General features: G+C 62.5%; 15 protein-coding genes. 5 read left to right on the top strand and 10 right to left on the bottom strand.

The genetic code is table 11. The annotated features are described in order from the left end of the window. Positions 1-275 precede the first annotated feature (275 nt). Together M5G11_RS21080 and M5G11_RS21075 are read left to right on the top strand one after the other, a co-directional pair. Positions 276-1688: a purine-cytosine permease family protein gene (locus M5G11_RS21080; RefSeq protein ID WP_273908857.1), complete on the top strand. Its 1413-nt coding sequence runs from the start codon at positions 276-278 to the stop codon at positions 1686-1688. A 55-nt stretch (positions 1689-1743) separates the two neighbouring features. Beyond that, positions 1744-3363, top strand: a complete 1620-nt coding sequence (locus tag M5G11_RS21075; protein ID WP_273908856.1) for a mechanosensitive ion channel family protein — start codon at positions 1744-1746, stop codon at positions 3361-3363. Between the two features lies 1 nt (position 3364). On the opposite strand, the gene M5G11_RS21070 is transcribed toward M5G11_RS21075, so the two are convergent. The 6 genes from M5G11_RS21070 to M5G11_RS21045 all read right to left on the bottom strand — a co-directional run bounded on the left by M5G11_RS21070 (position 3365) and on the right by M5G11_RS21045 (position 11074). Next, positions 3365-4135 carry an HvfC/BufC N-terminal domain-containing protein gene (locus tag M5G11_RS21070; protein ID WP_273908855.1) on the bottom strand — a complete coding sequence of 257 codons (771 nt, stop codon included), beginning with the start codon at positions 4133-4135 and terminating at the stop codon, positions 3365-3367. Continuing rightward, positions 4126-4971 carry an MNIO family bufferin maturase gene (gene bufB / locus M5G11_RS21065; protein ID WP_273908854.1) on the bottom strand — a complete coding sequence of 282 codons (846 nt, stop codon included), beginning with the start codon at positions 4969-4971 and terminating at the stop codon, positions 4126-4128. The genes M5G11_RS21070 and bufB overlap by 10 nt, the downstream gene beginning before the upstream one ends. A gap of 58 nt (positions 4972-5029) precedes the next feature. Then, complete coding sequence (gene bufA2, locus M5G11_RS21060) at positions 5030-5290, bottom strand: BufA2 family periplasmic bufferin-type metallophore (RefSeq protein WP_273908853.1); 261 nt, start codon at positions 5288-5290, stop codon at positions 5030-5032. A gap of 207 nt (positions 5291-5497) precedes the next feature. Then, a complete protein-coding gene (locus M5G11_RS21055; protein ID WP_273908852.1) occupies positions 5498-7705 on the bottom strand; it encodes a phosphoinositide-specific phospholipase C-related protein in 2208 nt (735 codons plus the stop codon). A gap of 357 nt (positions 7706-8062) precedes the next feature. After that, positions 8063-9478 (bottom strand): DUF1254 domain-containing protein, encoded by a 1416-nt coding sequence (locus M5G11_RS21050; RefSeq protein WP_273908851.1) that lies wholly within the window; start codon positions 9476-9478, stop codon positions 8063-8065. 63 nt (positions 9479-9541) lie between these two features. Continuing rightward, entirely contained in the window at positions 9542-11074 is a 1533-nt protein-coding gene (locus M5G11_RS21045) for an arylsulfatase (RefSeq protein ID WP_273908850.1), read from the bottom strand. A 220-nt stretch (positions 11075-11294) separates the two neighbouring features. Between M5G11_RS21045 and M5G11_RS21040 the strand changes: the two genes are divergently transcribed. Next, entirely contained in the window at positions 11295-13577 is a 2283-nt protein-coding gene (locus M5G11_RS21040; protein WP_273908849.1) for a tetratricopeptide repeat protein, read from the top strand. Here the strand turns inward: M5G11_RS21040 and M5G11_RS21035 are convergent. Both M5G11_RS21035 and M5G11_RS21030 read right to left on the bottom strand, forming a co-directional pair. After that, the gene (locus M5G11_RS21035; protein ID WP_273908848.1) at positions 13574-14626 is read right to left on the bottom strand and encodes an MBL fold metallo-hydrolase; all 1053 of its coding nucleotides are present in this window, start codon (positions 14624-14626) and stop codon (positions 13574-13576) included. The two genes, M5G11_RS21040 and M5G11_RS21035, sit on opposite strands and share 4 nt — an antisense overlap. A 22-nt stretch (positions 14627-14648) precedes the next feature. After that, positions 14649-15503, bottom strand: a complete 855-nt coding sequence (locus M5G11_RS21030) for an SDR family NAD(P)-dependent oxidoreductase (RefSeq protein WP_273908847.1) — start codon at positions 15501-15503, stop codon at positions 14649-14651. 229 nt (positions 15504-15732) lie between these two features. Here M5G11_RS21030 and ppk2 point away from each other — a divergent pair, with 229 nt between their 5' ends. After that, the gene (gene ppk2, locus M5G11_RS21025; protein WP_273908846.1) at positions 15733-16542 is read left to right on the top strand and encodes a polyphosphate kinase 2; all 810 of its coding nucleotides are present in this window, start codon (positions 15733-15735) and stop codon (positions 16540-16542) included. Positions 16543-16551: 9 nt separating this feature from the next. On the opposite strand, the gene M5G11_RS21020 is transcribed toward ppk2, so the two are convergent. Continuing rightward, on the bottom strand, positions 16552-17466 hold the full coding sequence (locus M5G11_RS21020; RefSeq protein ID WP_273908845.1) for a LysR family transcriptional regulator: 915 nt from the start codon (positions 17464-17466) through the stop codon (positions 16552-16554). Then, a complete protein-coding gene (locus tag M5G11_RS21015; RefSeq protein WP_273908844.1) occupies positions 17466-18386 on the bottom strand; it encodes a LysR family transcriptional regulator in 921 nt (306 codons plus the stop codon). Before M5G11_RS21015 ends, M5G11_RS21020 begins: the two co-directional genes overlap by 1 nt. Before the next feature lie 123 nt (positions 18387-18509). Here M5G11_RS21015 and M5G11_RS21010 point away from each other — a divergent pair, with 123 nt between their 5' ends. Further along, positions 18510-19136 carry a glutathione S-transferase family protein gene (locus tag M5G11_RS21010; RefSeq protein ID WP_273908843.1) on the top strand — a complete coding sequence of 209 codons (627 nt, stop codon included), beginning with the start codon at positions 18510-18512 and terminating at the stop codon, positions 19134-19136. Positions 19137-19139: the final 3 nt, after the last annotated feature.

The raw sequence follows: 19139 nt of genomic DNA, 5'->3' as shown, positions 1-19139 counted from the left end.
GCAAGGGCCGCGGCAAGGTTGATGCGCAGAGTGCCAAGCGGGCCGGAATGCGTATATGTGCAATTCTTCACGGTTTGCACAGGTTTGCGCGGCGGCGTTGAGGCCAATTCAAGCGGCGCTCGGCCAAGGACACATTTTTTAAAGCCTCAAGGCATATTTTTACTAATTTCCCTGTTTGCCCGCTTTGCCCATGATCGCTCCAACAAGAAATGCGCCCGTCGTGCAGGCGCACAGCGAAGTACGTCCACGTACTCACCCTTGCCTTGGAGTTCGTCATGACCACCGCAACCGCCACACCGCTAATCGAAAAGCACACGATCGGATACGTGCCGCTGGAAGACCGCCACGGAAAGGTAAGGGACCTCTTCACACTCTGGTTCGGCGGCAATATCGCGCCGCTGCCCATCGTCACCGGCGCGCTCGGTGTGCAACTGTTTCACCTGAACTTGCTGTGGGGCATTGTCGCCATCGTTGTCGGCCACCTGGTCGGCGGCGTGCTGATGGCCTTGCACTCGGCCCAGGGCCCACAAATGGGCATCCCGCAGATGATCCAGAGCCGCGCCCAGTTCGGCTCGCTCGGCGCCTTGCTGGTGGTGGTGATCGCCGGGGTGATGTACATCGGCTTCTTCGCCTCGAACATCGTCCTGGCCGGCAAATCGCTACACGGCGTGGCCGACAGCGTACCGTTGCCGGTGGGCATCATCGTCGGCGCACTCGGTTCCGGGATCATCGGCATCATCGGCTACCGCTTCATTCACGTGCTCAACCGTATCGGCACCTGGGTGCTGGGCATCGGTATCGTGCTGGGGTTCGGCTATATCCTGACCCACGTGCAGTCCGATGACTTCCTCACCCGTGGCGGCTTCAACATCTCCGGCTGGCTGGCCACGGTGTCGCTGGCCGCGCTTTGGCAGATCGCCTTTGCCCCGTATGTGTCGGACTATTCGCGCTACCTGCCCAAGGATGTCGGCGTAGGCGCAACGTTCTGGGCAACTTACCTGGGTTCTGCGCTGGGCTCGACGCTGTCGTTCGTGTTCGGCGCCATGGCGGTACTCGCGGTACCCGCAGGCATGGACACCATGGACGCAGTCAAGCTGGCCACCGGTGCCATTGGCCCGTTGATGCTGGTGCTGTTCCTGCTCAGCGTGATCAGCCACAACGCGCTGAACCTGTATGGCGCGGTGCTTTCGTTGATCACCCTGCTGCAAACCTTCGCGCACCGCTGGATCCCTACCGGCAAGAGTCGCGCCGTGCTCTCGCTGGTGGTACTCAGTGGCTGCTGTGTGGCGGCGATTGGCGCCTCGGCGGACTTTATCGGGCACTTTGTCGACATGGTCCTGGCGCTGTTGGTGGTGCTGGTGCCGTGGACGGCGATCAACCTGATCGACTTTTATGCGATCCACCGCGGGCAATACGATATCGACTCGATCTTCCGCGTCGATGGCGGCATCTACGGGCGCTACAACCCGCAGGCCCTGCTGGCCTATGCCATCGGCATCCTGGTGCAGATCCCGTTCATGAACACGCCGCTGTACGTCGGCTCGGTCTCGGCGCATATCAACGGCGCCGACTTGTCCTGGCTGGTGGGCCTGGTAGTGACCTCACCGCTGTACTTCTGGCTGGCCAGCCGCGACAGCGCCTACCGCCGGCGTTTGCGCCAGGGGCAAATGACTGCGGCGCACGCCTGACAGCCCCCAAGCCCTGAACTAAGCTGCGTATCGTCCGTCCCAAGGAGTCGACACGATGCGCAGCAGGGTTTCTGCATGGAGTTTTCTTACGCTGTTGACCGTGTTCTTCTCGCTGTCGGCCGGCGCCGAGAGCACGCTCGACACCCAGCCGGCAGACCCGCCGGCCAACCTCAACGTCGCCAACCGCACGGTGATGGTGTTTCGCGCCACCTTGCTCGGGGAAACCCCGGCCTTGCGTGCCCAGCGTGCCAACGCGGTGATCGACGAGGCCTTGCAGAACGCCGATAGCTTGCAGGTCAGCATCGACCCGATCCAGAACAGCTACATGGTGCTGATGGGCGGGCGCCGGGTGTTTTTCGTCTCGCCCAGGGATGTCGACCCGGTGCAGGGGCTTTCGGTGCAGGAAACGGCCGAGAAAGCGGCCGGCAACCTGCGTCTGGTGGTGGCTGAAGTCAGTGAAGGGCGTGACCTGCAGATGATCCTGCGCGCACTGCTGGCCGCGGCGGTGGCGACCCTGTGTTATGTGGTGTTGCTCTGGGTCGTGTCCTTCATCCGGCGCAAATTGAGCAGCCGGCTGCTCGAGTTGATGCGTCGGCACAGCCGCACCTTGCGGGTCGGCCCGGTGCCGTTGCTCGACACCAACTTCATCTACACCCTGATCCGCCGGCTGATGTGGCTGGTGCGCTGGCTGGTCGTTGGCTTGCTCAGCTATGAATGGCTGGGCTTCGTACTGTCACGCTTCCCCTATACGCGGCCCTGGGGCGAGCGCCTGAACAACTACCTGTTCGATACCTTGCGCTATCTGTTTGAAGCCGTGATTGGCGCCATCCCGGGCCTGGGCCTGGCGGTCATCATCTTCTTCATTGCCCGTGGCGCCAGTGCCTTCAGCCGTCGGGTGATCAAGCGCATGGCCAGCCCAGGCACGCTGAGCTGGCTGAACGAGGAGACCCTGCAACCAACCACCCGGCTGACCTCGCTGGCGATCTGGCTGTTTGCCCTGGCGATGGCCTATCCCTACCTGCCGGGTGCCGGGACGGAAGCCTTCAAGGGCCTGTCGGTGCTGGTCGGCCTGATGATTTCACTCGGCGCATCGAGTGTGGTCGGGCAGGCCGCAGCCGGGCTGATCCTGACCTACACCCGCACCCTGCGCCCCGGTGAGTTCGTCAAGATTGGCGAGCATGAGGGCACGGTGACGGAACTCGGCATGTTCACCACGCGCATCCGCACCGGCCTGGGCGAAGTGCTGACCATTCCCAACTCGATGATTACCGGCACCGTCACCAAGAACTACTCGCGTACCGTGCAAGGCGAGGGCTATGTGGTGGATACCACGGTGACCATTGGCTATGACACGCCATGGCGACAGGTCGAGGCGATGTTGCTGGAGGCCGCCAAGCGTACCAACGGGGTGTTGATGGACCCGGCACCACGGGTGTTCCAGACCGCGTTGTCGGACTTCTATCCCGAGTACCGCCTGGTGGCGCAGGCCATTCCGGCCGAGCCGCGCCCTCGGGCGGTGCTGCTGAGCATGCTGCACGCCAATATTCAGGATGTGTTCAATGAGTACGGCGTGCAGATCATGTCGCCGCACTACCTGGGCGACCCCAACGACGAGAAGTGGGTGCCCAGGGACAAATGGTTCCAGGCCCCGGCGCAGGAGCCCAAGGACAGCTGACTCAGCCTTCGCGCTGCAACAGGCCTTCGCTGATCCACTGCTTGAGCCAGGTGGCCGCCTGCACGGGGGGTGCTTCGACAAAGGCGCCCAGCTCTTCGCACAGCTGGGCGAAGGTCCAGCCTTGGTGCACCATGCCGTCCAGTGCCCAGGCTTCGCTCGGCTCAAGCAGGCGAAAGCGCGTGACAAGGTCCAGGCGCCAGATCAGGCAGACGGCCGGGTTGTCCAGGGGAGCGCTGGCGGGTACGTCCTGCTCGTTCTTGATCGTGCGCCACAGCGCCATGCTGTTGTGCCGGCAATTGAGCCATTGCACGCTGGGTAGCAGCCCCAGGCGCAAAGCCGGCCAGGCCTCGGCGGGTAAGGTCGCCATGTCCTGCAGGGTCAAGGGCTCGCCTTGCGGCGCATCGAAGGCCAGGGTGAAGGCCCATTCGACCTTGGCCAGTTCCGCCAATGCGCCGTCACCTGACTGCTCGATGAATGCCGGCAGCCGCGCGCCCAGCCAACGCAGGCTGAAATGGTCGGAGCGGGTGCTGTGCAGGTAGTCATCCAGCAATTGCTCGAACTCGTCCTCGCCAAGCCAGGCCAACAGGACCGCGTAGTCCTCGCGCAGCACTTCCTTGAAGCGGCTGCGGTAGGCGTTGTAGTAGATCAGCATGCCGTCTTCGGCATTCAGCGTCGGCCCGCCGCGCAGGCTGTCGAGCAGGTCAGCCGCCGGCGCGGCTTCGGCGCCCAGCAAGTAGGCCTCGACCTGGCACTGCCATTCGGTCAGGCGCATAGCGACTCCTTGCCCAGGACCGTGGCCGCCAGCGTGCGGGCCTTGAGCAGCTCTTCGAGCAGTTCAGCCAGCGGCGGGAAATGGTCGTCGCGCTCCAGCAAGGTGGTCACCGGGCCGAAGCGCTCCAGGGTGCGTTGGTACAGCTGCCAGACGGGGTCGCAGACCGGTTGGTCGTGAGTATCGATCAGGCAGTTGCCGTAATCGCTATGGCCGGCCAGGTGCAGTTGGCGCACCCGGTCGAGCGGCAGGGCGCTGATGAAATCCCAGGGCTCGAAGCCATGGTTGAAGGCACTGACGTAGACATTGTTGACGTCCAGCAGCAGTTCGCAGCCGGTGGCTTCGGTCAGGGCCGTGAGAAATTCCCATTCGGTAAAGGTCGAGTCTGCCGTGCGCACGTAGCTGGAGACGTTCTCCAGCACCAGCGGGCGCTGCAGCACGTCCTGCACCTGACGCACTCGACTGGCGACATGCTCCAGGCTTTCCTCGGTGTAGGGCAGGGGCAGCAGGTCGTGCAGTTGATGCGCGTTGCCACGGCTCCAGCACAGGTGATCGGACACCCAGGCAGGGTTGACCCGCTCGGTGAGCTGCTTGAGTTGTTGCAGGTAGTCGCGGTCCAGCGGGTGAGGGCCGCCGATGGACAGGGAAACCCCGTGCATCACCAGCGGGTACTGCTCGCCAATGGCATCAAGGAAGTACAGCGCCTTGCCGCCACCGACCAGGTAATTCTCCGAAACGACCTCGAACCAGTCCACCGGCGGGCGCTGCTCAAGGATTTCGCTGTAGTAGGCGCTACGTAAACCCAGCCCGTAGCCTAGGAACGGAGGTGTTGCTGCCATGTTGGCCTCCTGCGTCGAGTGTCCGGGGTGGCGACTGCGCGTGCCACCCCGGGCCGGATTACTCGCCGATCTTGCCTTTGAGGTTGTTGCATTCGGCCTTGGTCGTTGCCTTGAAGCCTTGACCTTTGCACGACCCTTGCCCTTTGCAGGCATTGCTGGCGGTCTTGCAGTCGTTCTGCCCTTTGCAGGCGTTGATGCCGTAACAATGCACGGTGGTCGCTTCTTCGCCAAAAGCCACACTCGGTACAGTAACGCTAGCGAACATCCCGGCAGCAGCAAGGGCCAGGGCAGCACCAGCAGCAATAGATTTAACGGTCATGTCGTCTTCCTCGGTAGGTGGATGTCGGCGTTTTGTTGATTGTTGACTGCCGACATCTAACTAGAGCGGGACACTGCCGGGCCGTTACAGCCGATTACAAATATTTTTGAAATTTATGCAGGACGCGACGAAAGGTCAAAAGGCACTTCATGCAAGCATGAAGTGCCTTCAATAGCAGCCTCCATCGCAGCCTCTGCTACTCGGTGATCAATTCACCGCAGGGCAGCCTTCGGCCACCAAGCGCCACTTGTCGTTCTCACCTTGCTTCGGGTAGTAGTCCCCGGCGCCTGCGATACCGTCAAACTTCGCTTCAAAGCGTGGCCCTGCATCCGGGTTGTGAATGGCCCCCTTGAAGGTAGGTTCCCGCCAGCGTTTTGGCTGAGCGTAGGTCCCCGCTCGGTTCCCGCCGAACGTCCAGTTCGAGTCGCTATTGTCACCTTTTGGCCAATAGCGACCACCTGCCGTTCCGTTGAACCGTGCTACGAAATAACGATAACCGTCGGTGTGGACCCGGCCAACGACGGTTTCTTCGGACCACAATTTAGGGTCGGCATAGGTACCGGCGTGAATACCACGGAACGTCCAGTTGGCATTGTTGGTATTTCCCCGTGGCCAGTAATAGTTACCGGTAGCGGCGCTGCCACTGAAGTTGGCCTCGAAGTAGCGGTCGTCACTCTTGTGGATCTGTCCGGGTGTAGTGGTCTCCGACCAGCCCCTTGGATTTTCATAGGTGCCGCGCAGTGGCGTGACGGAAGTATCCGCGAGCACGTTGCAGGTATGAATGCGTGCCGAAGAGACTTTGCCAGCCAGTTGTTGAGTTCCCCCGGTGCGTTTTACCGAGACCTGCGAATTGTCGAAACCATACTCGAACGAGGGGATCAACACTGGCGAGGTTATATCTTCCTTGACCTTGATAGACAGACAGCCCTGCTTGCAACTACTGCTGCCCCGGTCACCATAGAACGTTACCTCGGCACCCGCCCGCGCCTTGAGCAGCGTAGCCGAGCGGGCCTCGTCGTTGTCGCACCGGTAACCACTGGACTTGTTGAAATCAAACGACTGGCTCGACTTCAACGGGATGGTACACAGCAGGTTCTCTGTGCCGCGATCACCTTCATGCAAGGCAATACTGGCATCGGAGAAATCAGTGGGGGCGGACGGCTCGATTTTTATGTAGGAGACCTTTCCGTCAAGCCCGTTGTTGCGCACATAGGTACTTTTGAAATTATTGTTGTTCTCACTTCTTTCGAAGCTGGATACCACGACGCGCTCTTCAAGCCCGATATCACGTTTGATATCGACGACAGCGTAATCGTCGTGCTGGCTTGCTGTCGGCGAGTCGTAGAGCGTAATGCGGGTGCCCTTTTTGATCCCTCGCAGTGACAGCGAACGGGCTTCGTCATTTTCACAACCGCGCGCAGCGAGTTTGAAACTGTAGTTGTGCCCGGCCGGCAGTACGCAGGTGGTATCCCGTGCGGTATCGCCATTGTTGCCTTCATGCAGATAGATGCCACCCTGGCTCAGGGCCGCAGCATAGGGGAGGGCATCGCCGACCTGATTGAAGTCGATGGCCAGGTAGTTGGGTATTCTTCGCTTGCCGTCGTTGGCTGCCGCGCAGTAGTTGTCTACCCGACGTTCAAGGTAGGTCAAGTTGTTGTCGACCTCTCCGGCGTGGGCTTGGCTAGAGCCAAAGGAGTGGAACTGGTTCAGGACAAATAGCCGCTTCCAGTACTCGAATCCTGAGAAGTTGACCGTGCTCTGTGCCATCGGTACGGATTCCCAGCGGGAGACACACGCCCATTTGTGCTGGAGGGATGTCGAGCCCAAATCGTAAGTGTTTTGTGTCTCCCACTTATGATCTTCCAAGACCTGCACGGACTTACCGGCACCGATGTCTACCTTGCCAACGATGTTGAAACCGATGTTGTCGCTGACATCGGAAATCAGCACGATGCGTTTGCCACTCTTGATGATCTTGTCCAGTGTTGGCCAGGTCGATGTGTGTTCGTAGTCGTTGGGGTTGAATACAAACTTCTCGATCTGCGGTACTTCACCCAGTGCCTTCGCGAAGGCGGCCCGGTCTACCCGGGTTTCCAGAAGCAAGGTAATGACGGCATTGGGGTTGCTTTTCAGGAACGGCAAAAAGGTGTTGTTCAGCTCCGTTGAGAATTTCTTTTCTGAGCGAATGTCACACGTTGAGCCGATATGGCAGAGGTACACCCCGCCTGCATCAAGGTTGCCAGGCTTCAGGTCGAGCAGGAACCCACGAATGCCGCGTTGCAGCTGGCTTTTCATATCATTCAGGTAGGCATTGTGTGCTGTCACCCAGGTGTACTCATCAAAGGGCTTGGTCAGTACGTTGATGCCTGGCGCGGTTTCGGTCGCCTGTGCCTGCGAAACGAGGGTGCCAAGCAAAGAGCTCCCGAGTAGAAATGAAAGTGCCGCTGTTGAACAGAGTGACCGCATTGAAATAAACTTTTTGTAGTGGATTTCGTAGGATTTTCCTGTTTTCGCTACAAGCGAAAAATATAAAAAGTACGAAACTTAAACAGAAAGCGTTTATTTCTGTAGGGCTTTTCCGATCATGATTTCAGAGGTTTGACCTCGTGACGCCTTCCGGCTGAGGGCTCGATAATCACTCGAGAGTGCCGCCGGCCGATCGCTGGCAAGGCCAGCTCCCACGTAACCGCTGCCATCAGGCTGCGCTCGCCTGCATAGCAGGCGCCGACTTTGGGAGCCCTCACGGGCTCCAGCGCAGCCTGGCGGCAGCGGCTACTGCATGACTTCCACCTGCGGCAGTTCATAGTGCCCATCCAGCACCGCCGCACGCGGTTGGTACAGCCGCAATATCAGGTAGAACGGCCCCTCAGGCGTCGGCAACCAGTTATCCGCATCCGTTTGCCGCGCTTGTAGCGTCACGGTAAACGAGCCATCGCCATTGACCTTCAACCCAGGCGTATCGCTGCCCAGCTTGTAGCGGGCAATGGGGTTCTCCACCAGCATCTTGTCCTGCGCGTTATAGGCGGTCAGCGACCAGAACGCATCCACCGGCGGCGCACCCTTGAAGCGGATCACGTACTGGCGCGCACCGCTGAGCTGCTGACCCTGCGCGTCCGTCGAACGCATCGGGTACAGGGCCTCCTGCTCACCTTGCCCGCCCAGGTAAGGGCCGGCCACCAATGCCCGCAACGGGTAGTTGCTGCCGAAATTGTCCAGCCCGGTGGCCCAGGTCCAGCCATTGCGCTGCACGGCCGCCGTTGCCACCGCGGACACCGCCACCTTGGGGCCGTCTTCAAGGGCCCTGCGTAGCCCCTCTTTTTGCGGCGGGGCTAGTCGCGATGGGTCAAAGCCCTGGGCACTCAGCCCAAAACGCCGGAACTGTGCAAACAGGCCTTCATCCTTGGGGGCGACCGGGTTGTCCTTGAGCGCCGCCGCCAGTTGCCGATAGAAGCCCAGACCGTCGTCGCCCATGGCCGGCAGCGGCGCAAGCGAGCGCACGGGTGGCGTGTAGTTCGGATTGTCACGCTGAGACAGCGGCCGCAGGCTGAACTGCTGCTGCAACGCATGCAATGGCGCCAGGTTTTCCCCTTGCTCGACCGCCAGACGCCCCCAGAGCCAGACCTTCCTGGTGCTGACCCGCAGCGGTATCAGCCCGCTCGGCAACTGCCCGGTCCAGCCTGGCGGCACCAGCACATAGTCACCGGCCTGGGTACCTGTGGCACGCCGGCCAATGTAGTGTTCAAGCTCCTGCCACATGCTGAACAGGTTGACCACGTAGTAGCGGTCGGCCGTGTCGGGCACATGCAGCACATATGGCTCATCCAGTTCGACCACCGCGCTCATGTACAGCGTGTCGTTGTTGGCCGTCGGCATGTCCTTGGCCGACGGGGTTGCCAGTGCCGTCGCCCAGCCAATCTGGTTCAGCGGGGCGCGATAGCTGGTGGCAGGTTTTGGCTCTGGCACCTGGGTGTAGTCGCGCATGGCGCGCTCCATGCGCACCAGCGGGTAGCCCCAGACATAGGCATTCAGGCCGTTGGCATAGGCATCCGCTTGCAGGCCCTCGACGATGTTCTGCTGGCTGACCGGCAGGTTCAACAGCGCATCGGGCTCACCCTGTGCGCTGGCGTTGGCGGCGCACAGCACCGCAGTGGCCAGCGCACAGCGCAGCCATGGAAATGCAACAGGCATAGTCAGCTTCCCTCGCAACACGGGCGTCCCGCTCGGGTGCCCGCATTCGGATTGGTATGAAAGTCAGTTGGCCATGGACGCCATGCCGACGCCCGCCGCACCTTTCTGCGAGGGCGGGAAGTCCTTCATGCTCTGGCTGAAGGCTTTCAGGTAGGGTGCCATTACCGGGATAAGCCAGCTGTGCTGTTGCTGCCAGCGGAAATGGTCACCTGTCTCGGGGGAGCGCTCATACGGGTCAAGCTTGATATCGATGACCAGGCCACCGGGTACCTGTTGGGCCGCCTCCATCCATTTGTCCTTGATCGCGGTGTGCACCTTCCACTGGTCCACACGGATCGCGTTCATGCTGGTTTCGGCAAAGTAGAAGAACTCGTGGCGCCGCGACTTGCCGTCGGGCCGGGTGAGCATGTCCAGTTGGTCGTAGCCGTCGAGGTGGTTCCTGAAGGTCTTGTCACCCACGGTCAGGCCCTTGAGCAGGTCGGCCTTGATGTCCTTTTTACCGGCCGCAGCCATCAGCGTCGGTAGCCAGTCCTCAGCCGTCATGAACTCGCCGGTCCAGCTGTCGGCCTTGATCTTGCCGGGCCAGCGCACCAGCATCGGCACACGGAAGCCGCCATCCCAGGTCAGGCCTTTTTCACCACGAAAAGAGGCCGCACCGCTGTCGGGCCAGTGCGACAGGTTCACGCCGTTGTCGGAGGTAAACAGCACGATGGTGTTGTCGGCCAGGCCTTGCTGGTCGAGGGTCTTGAGCAGCTTGCCAACCAGGGAGTCGAGCTGCATCACCGCATCGGCGTATTCGGTATGGCCGCTCTTGCCCAGCCACTCATCGCTGACGTGGATCTTCTGGTGCAGGCGCGAGGGGTTGTACCAGAGGAAGAATGGCTTGTCGGCGGCCTTCTGCTTCTTGATCCAGTCAATAGACAGGTCGGTGAACTGGTCATCGACGGTCTTCATGCGCTCGGCCGTCAGCGGGCCTTCGTCGCTGATCTTCTGCTTGCCGACCCGGCCCCAGCGCGGGTCCTCGGTGGCGTCATCGACGCTGGTGGCCACGGCGTGGATCATGTTGCGCGGGATGCCGGGGAAATTCGGCTGCTTGGGGAAGTCAGTCATCTGTGCGATTTCCATCACGTTCAAGTGATAGAGAAACCCGTAGAACTCATCGAAACCATGGGCCGTCGGCAGGTATTCATTGCGATCCCCCACATGCGACTTGCCGAACATGCCCGTCGCATAGCCTTCGGCCTTGAGCAACTGGGCCAGGGTGACGTCGCTGTCTTGCAGGCCGATTTTCGCACCCGGCTGGCCGACCGTGGTCAGCCCGGTACGGATGGGGTACTGGCCGGTGATAAAGGCCGCACGACCGGCCGTGCAACTGGGCTGGGCGTAATAGTCGGAGACCATCATGCCTTCCTTGGCGATACGGTCGATATTGGGCGTGGTCACGGCGCCCAGGCCACGGTTGTAGGCCGAGACGTCCATGGGCGCCATGTCGTCGATCATGATCACCACGATGTTCGGTTGGTCGGCGGCCAGGGCAGTGCCTGCGGCCATTGCGGCGAGGGCGAGGCCACACAGCGTGTTTCTGAATACCGGCATAGCGAGTTCCTGTGAAAATGGCGACGCTCTGGTCAGGACAGCGATCGCTTCCATCTTCAACGCTGCGCTGCGCCGGTTTCGGGCCGAGTGCGCCAGTGTTTTAACAAATCACGCCAGCTGTTCAATAAACCGTGGGGGCGGTTTTGTTGCCTTTGAATCTCTGGCAAGGTCGCGGCCCGACGTCAGGTGCGTCGCGCGCCAACCCAAGGAAAATCCCGCCATGTCCAAGATTGCCTCGCTGTTTTTCACGCTGTTTCTTGTGCTGTGCTGGCGCGGTAGCGTGGCGGCCGAGGCACCGGGGCTGGCCAAAGAGCCGGCGGGTTATGCCGCAGCGGCCACCTGCCTGGGCTGCCACCAGGCGCAGGCCGCGCAGTGGCAAGGCTCCGATCACGACTGGGCGATGCGCGAGGCCAACCCCGACAGCGTGCTGGGCAACTTCGATGGCGCCAGGTTCGATGAGGCCGGCGTCAGCGCACGCTTCTTTCGCCAGGGCGAGCGCTACTTCGTCAACACCGAAGGCGCCGATGGCAAGCCGACCGATTTCGAGGTCAGCTACACCTTTGGCCATTACCCCTTGCAGCAGTACCTGGTGGCGTTTCCCGGCGGGCGCCTGCAAGCCCTGACCCTGGCGTGGGACAGCCGCGCAAAGGGGCAGGGCGGCCAGCGCTGGTTTTCCTTGTACCCGGGGCAACGTTTCGCGCCCAACGACCCGCTGCACTGGACCGGCCGCTACCAGAACTGGAACGCCATGTGCGCCGACTGCCACTCCTCGAACCTGCAAAAGCACTACGACGACCAGCAGGACAGCTTTGCCACCACCTGGCATGAGCAGAACGTTGGCTGCCAGGCCTGTCACGGCCCGGGTCAGGCCCATGTGCAGTGGGCCGGCAAGCATCCTGCGGGCACCGCCTACGCCTCGGCGCTGGATGCCGGCTTGCCCGTCGATTTCAAGGCGGCCGGCAGCCAGGGGCTGGTCGAGCAGTGCGCGTTTTGCCACAGTCGTCGGCAAAGCCTGGGGGTTGGCCAGCAGCCGGGCAAGTCCCAGTTCGATGCGACCTTGCCGGCGACCTTGCGCGCGGACCTGTACCACGCCGATGGCCAGATCGACGGCGAGGTGTACGTCTACGGCTCGTTCACCCAGAGCAAGATGTACGCCGCCGGGGTGAGCTGTACCGACTGCCACAACCCGCACACCCTGAAGCTCAAGGTTGAGGGCAACGGCCTGTGCCAGCAGTGCCACAACACCCAGCCACCCGAACGCTTCCCCAGCTTGCAGGCCAAGGCCTACGACACCCCGGAACATCACCATCACGCGGCAGGCTCGCCCGGCGCGCAATGTGTCAATTGCCACATGCCGGCCAAGACCTACATGCAGGTCGACCCGCGCCGCGACCACAGTTTCCGCCTGCCGCGCCCGGACCTGGCGGCAAAAACCGCCAGCCCGGATGCCTGCACGGCGTGCCACCAGGACCAGTCGCCCGCCTGGGCAGCCAAGGCCATCGAAAGCTGGTTCGCGCAGCCGCAGCGCCCGCCGCACTACGGTGAACCCCTCCAGGCCGCGCGCCTGGGCCAGAGTGACAGCCTGGGCCAGTTGCGCGCGGTGATCGCCGACCTCGGCAAACCGGCGATTGTGCGCGCTAGCGCCGCAGAGCAACTGGTCGACCTGGGGCAGCCGGCGCTACCGACTTTGCGCCAGGCCTTGGAGGACGCCAGCCCGATGGTGCGTGCCTATGCCATCCCCGGTTTTGCCGTATTGCCACCGCTGGAGCGGGTCAACACCCTGATGCCCTTGCTCAACGACCCGACCCTGGCGGTGCGCGACGAGGCCGTGCGCGCACTTGCCGGGATCCCGCTGATGGCCTTGCCGGCTGAGCGGCGTGACCTGTTCAAGGCGCAAAGGGCCGACTATGAGCAACGCTTGCGCGGCAATGCCGATCTGCCCGGCAACCGCCTCAACCTGTCGGTATGGCTGGAGCGAGAAGGGCGCGAACTGGAGGCCATGGCGCAACTGCGCCAGGCGCTGCGCATGGACCCGTATTTCGCCCCGGCGCGGGTCAACCTGGTGACACTGGCCAACCGCACCTTGCGCCAGAACGAGGCCGAACAGGTTCTGCGCGACGGTGTGGCGCTGACCGACATGCCCGCCAGCGACCACGGCAACCTGGCCTACATGCTGGCGCTGCTGCTGGTGGAGCGGGGGCAGGCCGAGGAAGGGTTGCAATTCATGGCGCAGGCGGCCGCGCAATTGCCGCAGAACACCCGGATCCGCTACAACCAGGGCCTGCTGCTGGTGCAATTGCAGCGCCCGGCGCAGGCGCTGGTTGCCTTGCAGGCCGGGCTTGCACAAGCCCCTGGCGATGCCGACCTGCTCTACGCGTTGATTTACCTGTACGCCTCGACCGGGCAACGCGCGCAGGCGCTCGAGGCCCTTGGCAAGTTGCAGCAGGCGGCGCCCGAAGACCCGCGCCTGCCGCGCCTGAAACAGCAGTTGGCCGGCGCTTAGGCTGTGTGCAGCGTGCCGTGTCGCGCGTGCCCGACATAGAACGCCGGGCGCGTGCCGGGGAACAGCCAGAATGGCGTCATCTCCGATGAGGGGAAGACATTGGGGAAACGCGGATCGCGTTTCGATGGGCCGGCTACGGTGGCTTCCTGCACCATCGAGACGTACTGCTCGACCGAGTTTTCCAGGGTGTTGCCATTGATGATGGCTTCGGTGCCGATCATCTTCGCGTAACGCGCGACCCCACTGGCGCGGGCCAGCAGCGGTGCATAGGCCTCGACGCTGACGCCGTTCTCGCTGGTCACCCACAGGCCTTCGTTGGTATGCACCACGATCGAATGGTTGCCTTCGGTGTGCCCTGGGGTGTGCATCAGGGCCACGCCGTCACCGAGCATGATCGAGCCGTCGAAGCAGATCACCTTGTCTTGCGGTATGCCGGCGATGCCGTCGGGGCAGTACCAGTCGGCCTGGTACGGGTTGAGGTCCTGGGTCGAGGCCCATTCGCGCGAGTGCACCAGCAGCTTGGCATTGGGGAACAGCCCCGGCTGGCTGGCCGAACCAAGCCAGCGCCGCACGTCCTGGGTGTGCAGGTGATCGTAGGTGATGTAGTCGATGTCCTGTGGTTTCAGGCCGATACGCGCGAGTACCTGCGGCACGGTGTTCTGCCGGGCGATAAGGAAGTTGCTGATCCAGTTCGGCGTGCGGTCCTGCAGGCGGCGGAAGAACGGGGTTTCGACATTTCGTTCATGGTCCGAGGGCGAGGCCAGCAGGGTCTTGATGCCGTCGGCAGTGTCGAACTGGATGACGAACAGGCGGTTCTGGATATGCATGTACTCGACAAAGCGTTCGTGGGCAAAGGCGTTGCGCAGCCCGTAACGTACCGGGTAAGGCACCTTGACCAGGTCGAAGGACTCGAAATAGCGCGCCTTGGGGCCGCTGAGCATGTCGTTGCGAAACTGCCGGGCGGCCACGCGGGTGTCTTCGACCCGCGCCTGTTGGCCGAATGCCTTGCGCGAATGATCGAAGTGCGGGATCTGTTCGAAAATACTCATGCGGGTGCTCCTGAAAAAAGGACTAGGGCTTGGGTGCAGGCGAGGCGGGCTCAGCCTGCAACTGCGCAGCAAAGGCGCGGGCCAGGTTGCGATCGACGATCCAGCGCAGCAGCGAGGTGCATTTGCGCGCCAGCGCACGGACGCATCTGGCGCGCACCCCGGGGGTGATCATGAACTGGCGTTTGCGGATGCCCTGGACAATGCCGGCGACGGCGGTGTCGACGCTGAGCACCCCGGCCACGGCATTCAGCGAGCGGGTCACCGGGCTGCCGTGCAGGCGTTCGTACTCCAGCAAGGGTGTATGGATCTCGCCGGGGCACACCACCGACACCGCGATGCCGCGTAGCTTCTGTTCTGCGCGCAGTACTTCGGCGAGGCCAACCACGCCGAACTTGGACGCGGCATAGGCTGCCTGGGTGTAGCTGCCGACAATGCCCGCCAGTGATGCCATCAACACCAGATGGCCGTGCGGGGCCATTCGCGGCAAGGCGCTGGCGGCAAAATTGCGGCTGCCGATCAGGTTGACGTTGATGACCTGGGAGAAGGTCTCGGCGCTCATCTGCATGAACGGCGCGTTGCGCATCAGCCCGGCACAGTTGAAGGCCAGGTCGCAGGGGCCAAGGCAGTCGGCGGCCTGGGCGAAGGCGCTGTCCAGGGCCTGGGCATCAGTGATGTCCACGGCATAGGCATGCACGGCCTGGCCCTGCTGCCGGCAGGCTTGGCGCAGGCTGGCGAGCACGCGCTCGCTTACCTGCAGATCAAAAATCACCACGCTGACGCCTTCGGCCAGCAACACCTGGGCGATGCCCAGGCCAATACCACTGCCTCCGCCGGAAAGGTACGCAACATCGGGTGGCCGCCGTTTCCACTTCGCCATGGGTTCACCTGCTTGTCTTGAGTCAATGACGCCAGGCCCTGGAGCAGGGCCCAGCCTGACGTCACAGGCTAAGCGCAGCTCAGCGCGCAAACTTGACATTTGGCGCCGCCGAGTTGGCCTATCACGCCGCGTTGAGTAGGCACGAGGGCGGTGAAAAACGGCCCATGGACTAGACTCAGCCGGTTACTGGATCGAGGTGAACCGCAAGTACAGACGCGAGGTGTAAGCCATGGCAAAGAACAAGAAAAGTGCAGCTGAAAAGTCGGGGAAGTTGAACAACAAGGCTTACCTTGAGCAATTGCGCACGCTGCATATCGAGCTGGTGAAATTGCAGGAATGGGTCAAGGAAAAAGGCGTCAAGGTCTGCGTGGTCTTCGAAGGGCGCGATGGCGCCGGCAAGGGCGGCACCATCAAGGCGCTGACCGAGCGGGTCAGCCCGCGGGTGTTCCGGGTGATCGCCTTGCCGGCACCGACCGACCGCGAAAAGAGCCAGATGTACCTGCAACGCTACCTGCCGCACCTGCCGGCGGCCGGTGAAGTAGTGATCTTCGACCGCAGCTGGTACAACCGCGCCGGTGTCGAGCGGGTCATGGGGTTCTGCAGCAAAGAGCAGGCGGTGAGCTTCTTGAATGCGATTCCCAGCGTCGAAAAAGCGATTGTCGATTCCGGGGTCATCCTGCTCAAGTACTGGCTGGAAGTCAGTGAAGAGGAACAGACCCGGCGCTTGCAGGCGCGTATCAAGGATGGGCGCAAGATCTGGAAGCTCTCACCCATGGACCTAAAGTCCTACAGCCGTTGGTACGACTATTCCCGTGCCCGTGACGACATGTTCAGGGCGACCGACAGCCAGCACGCGCCGTGGTTGGTGGCCGACTCCAACGACAAGCGCAAGGCGCGCCTGAACATCATCAGCGACCTGCTCAGCCGCATCCCCTACAAGGACGTGCCGCGCGAGAAGGTGGTCTTGCCCAAGCGGCAGAAGGCCGGCAGTTACCGCGACCCGAAATACCCGGTCAAGCGCATTGCCGAGAAGTTCTGAGCCCCCGGCCTAGCTCGGCTGGGTGGTAAGCAACGCGGGGTGCGCCCTGAGTCGCGGTAGTGCGTAGTCGACAAAACTGCGCACGCGCATGGAGGCCTTGTGGCCTTCGCGATACACCAGGTGAACCGGCAGCGGCGCCGGTTCATAGGGTTGCAGTACCCGGCACAGCTGCCCGCTTTGCAGGTGATCGAACAGCGGGTAGTTGAGGCTCTGCACCAGCCCGGCGCCACTGCAAGCGATGTTGATTGCGCCTTGCAGCGTGGCGCAGGCCAGGCGCGGACGGGCCTTGATGTTGAGGGTCTGCCCCTGGTGCTGAAAACTCCACTGCAACCATTCCCGCTGCCCCTGGCTGGCGATCAGGCTGTGTGTCTTGAGGTCAGCGGGCACCTGCGGCGTGCCTTGAGCCGCCAGATAAGCGGGGCTTGCACAGGTGATGGTGTGCACATGCCCCACCGGCCGGGCAATCAGCGACGACCCCGGCAACTCGCCAATCACCAGGGCGACATCAATGCCTTCCTCGAGCATGCCGGGGGAGCGGTCATGCAGGCGCATGAACACCTTCACCAGCGGGCATTGCTCCAGGTAGCCGGCGAGGATGGGCGGCAGGATGTAGCTGTTGAACAGGCGTGGCGCAAACAGGCTCAGGTTGCCGCGTGCCTGCTGATGCAGGCCCTGGGCAGAGGCCTCGCTGTCCGCCACTTCCTGCAGAATCCGCGAACAGTCGGCCAGGTAGGCGATGCCGGCGTCGGTCAGCGAGACCCCGCGTGTACTGCGCAGCAGCAATTGCTGATTCAGGCGCGCTTCAAGACGGTCGATTGCGCGAGTCACCGTGGCGACTGACACGCCCAGGTGGCTGGCCACCGACATCAAGCTGTGGCGTTCGCAGAGTGCCTGGAATATCTGCATGTCGTGATGGCGCTGCATCAGCGACGCTCTATTGGCGCGGTATGCAGCAACGGGTGCTGCGCCAGGTGGCTGGCAAGGAAGTCCACGAAGGTGCGCACCTTGGCCGACACCTGGTGGTTCTGCGGGTACACGACATGGATGGGCAGGGCGGGGGGCTCGAAGTCGGCCAGCAGCACTTCCAGTTCGCCACTCGCCAGCAGGCTGGCCACCTGGTAGGACAACACCCGTGTCACGCCCCAGCCCAGACGAGCCACATTGATAGCGGCCTTGTTGTCGGTGACCACCAGTTGCGGTGTCGGACGCACGTGGATGGCTGAACCCTGGTGCACGAACTGCCAGTCACTGAGCAGCGTGCTCGCCGAAGACAGCACGACATTCGCCGTTTCCAGTTCTGCCGGATGTCGAGGGCGGCCGTGTCGCTGAAGGTAGCCGGGAGCGGCGCAGACGACTTGGCGCACTTGCCCGACCTTGACCGCCTTGTACACACCCTCTGGCAGGTGGCCGATGCGCACGGCGACGTCTACGCCTTCTTCCGCCATGTTCACCAGGCGGTCCACCAGCAAGGCATTCAGGCGTACCGCCGGGTATTGATTCATGTACTCGACGAGAACGGGCGCCACATACAGCTCGCCAAACAGCATCGGCGCAGTCAGCGTCAGGCTGCCGCTGGGTACGCCATGGCTGCCGGCGGCCGCCACTTCGGCTTCTTCCAGTTCACTGAGGATGCGCCGGCAATCTTCAAGGTAACGCTGTCCAGCCTCGCTCAGGTGCAGGCTGCGGGTGGTGCGTGTCAGCAATTGAGTGCCGAGGCGTTGCTCGATCGAGGCGATGGCCCGGGTCACGGTGGGCGGCGAGATGCCCAGGCGCCGGGCCGCTGCGGCAAAGCCGTCCTCCTGGGCGACCGTGACAAAGATCTGCATTTCGTAGAATCGGTCCATGGCGGCCTTTGTTTCATTAATTGCAATGATGACTTTCAGTTTGTGCTCATTCCGCATTTTTGAGCAAGGACGGAAGATAGCCAGCAATCGCGCAGTACAACCCCATGCCTCAGGAGAACCACCATGTCGAACGCCATCAAACTGTACCGTCACGCTTTGTCCGGCCATGCCCATCGGGTGGAGCTGATGCTGTCGTTGCTGGGCCTGCCGGTCGAGCTGGTAGCGGTTGACCTGGCCAATGGCGCGCACAAGAAGCCGGAGTTCCTGGCGTTGAACCCGTTTGGCCAGGTGCCGGTGATCGATGACAACGGCACGGTGCTGGCGGACTCGAATGCGATCATCGTCTACCTCGCGCAAAAGTACGGCAAAGGCCAGTGGCTGCCGAGCGACCCGCTGGCCCTGGCCAAGGTGATGCGCTGGCTGTCGGTGGCCGCCGGGCAGATCGCCAGCGGCCCGGCCACTGCGCGGCTGATCACGGTGTTTGGCGCGCCGTACAACGCTGACGAGGCCATAACCCGTTCCCATGCGTTGCTCAAGGTGATGGAGTCGGAACTGGCCACTCGCACCTTCCTTGCCGGTAGTGAAGCCAGTGTGGCGGACGTTGCGGGGTACAGCTATATCGCCCATGCGCCGGAAGGCAACGTCTCGCTGGCGGACTACCCGAATGTGCGCACCTGGCTCGACCGAGTGGAAGCGCTGCCCGGCTTTGTGCCGATGCAACGTACTGCTGCGGGCCTTCAGGTCGCCTGAGCC

Source organism: Pseudomonas fontis, from assembly GCF_028656955.1.
Lineage (GTDB): Bacteria > Pseudomonadota > Gammaproteobacteria > Pseudomonadales > Pseudomonadaceae > Aquipseudomonas > Aquipseudomonas fontis.
The sequence above is the reverse complement of the archived record's forward strand: the minus strand, read 5'-3'. Positions and strand labels throughout refer to the sequence as shown.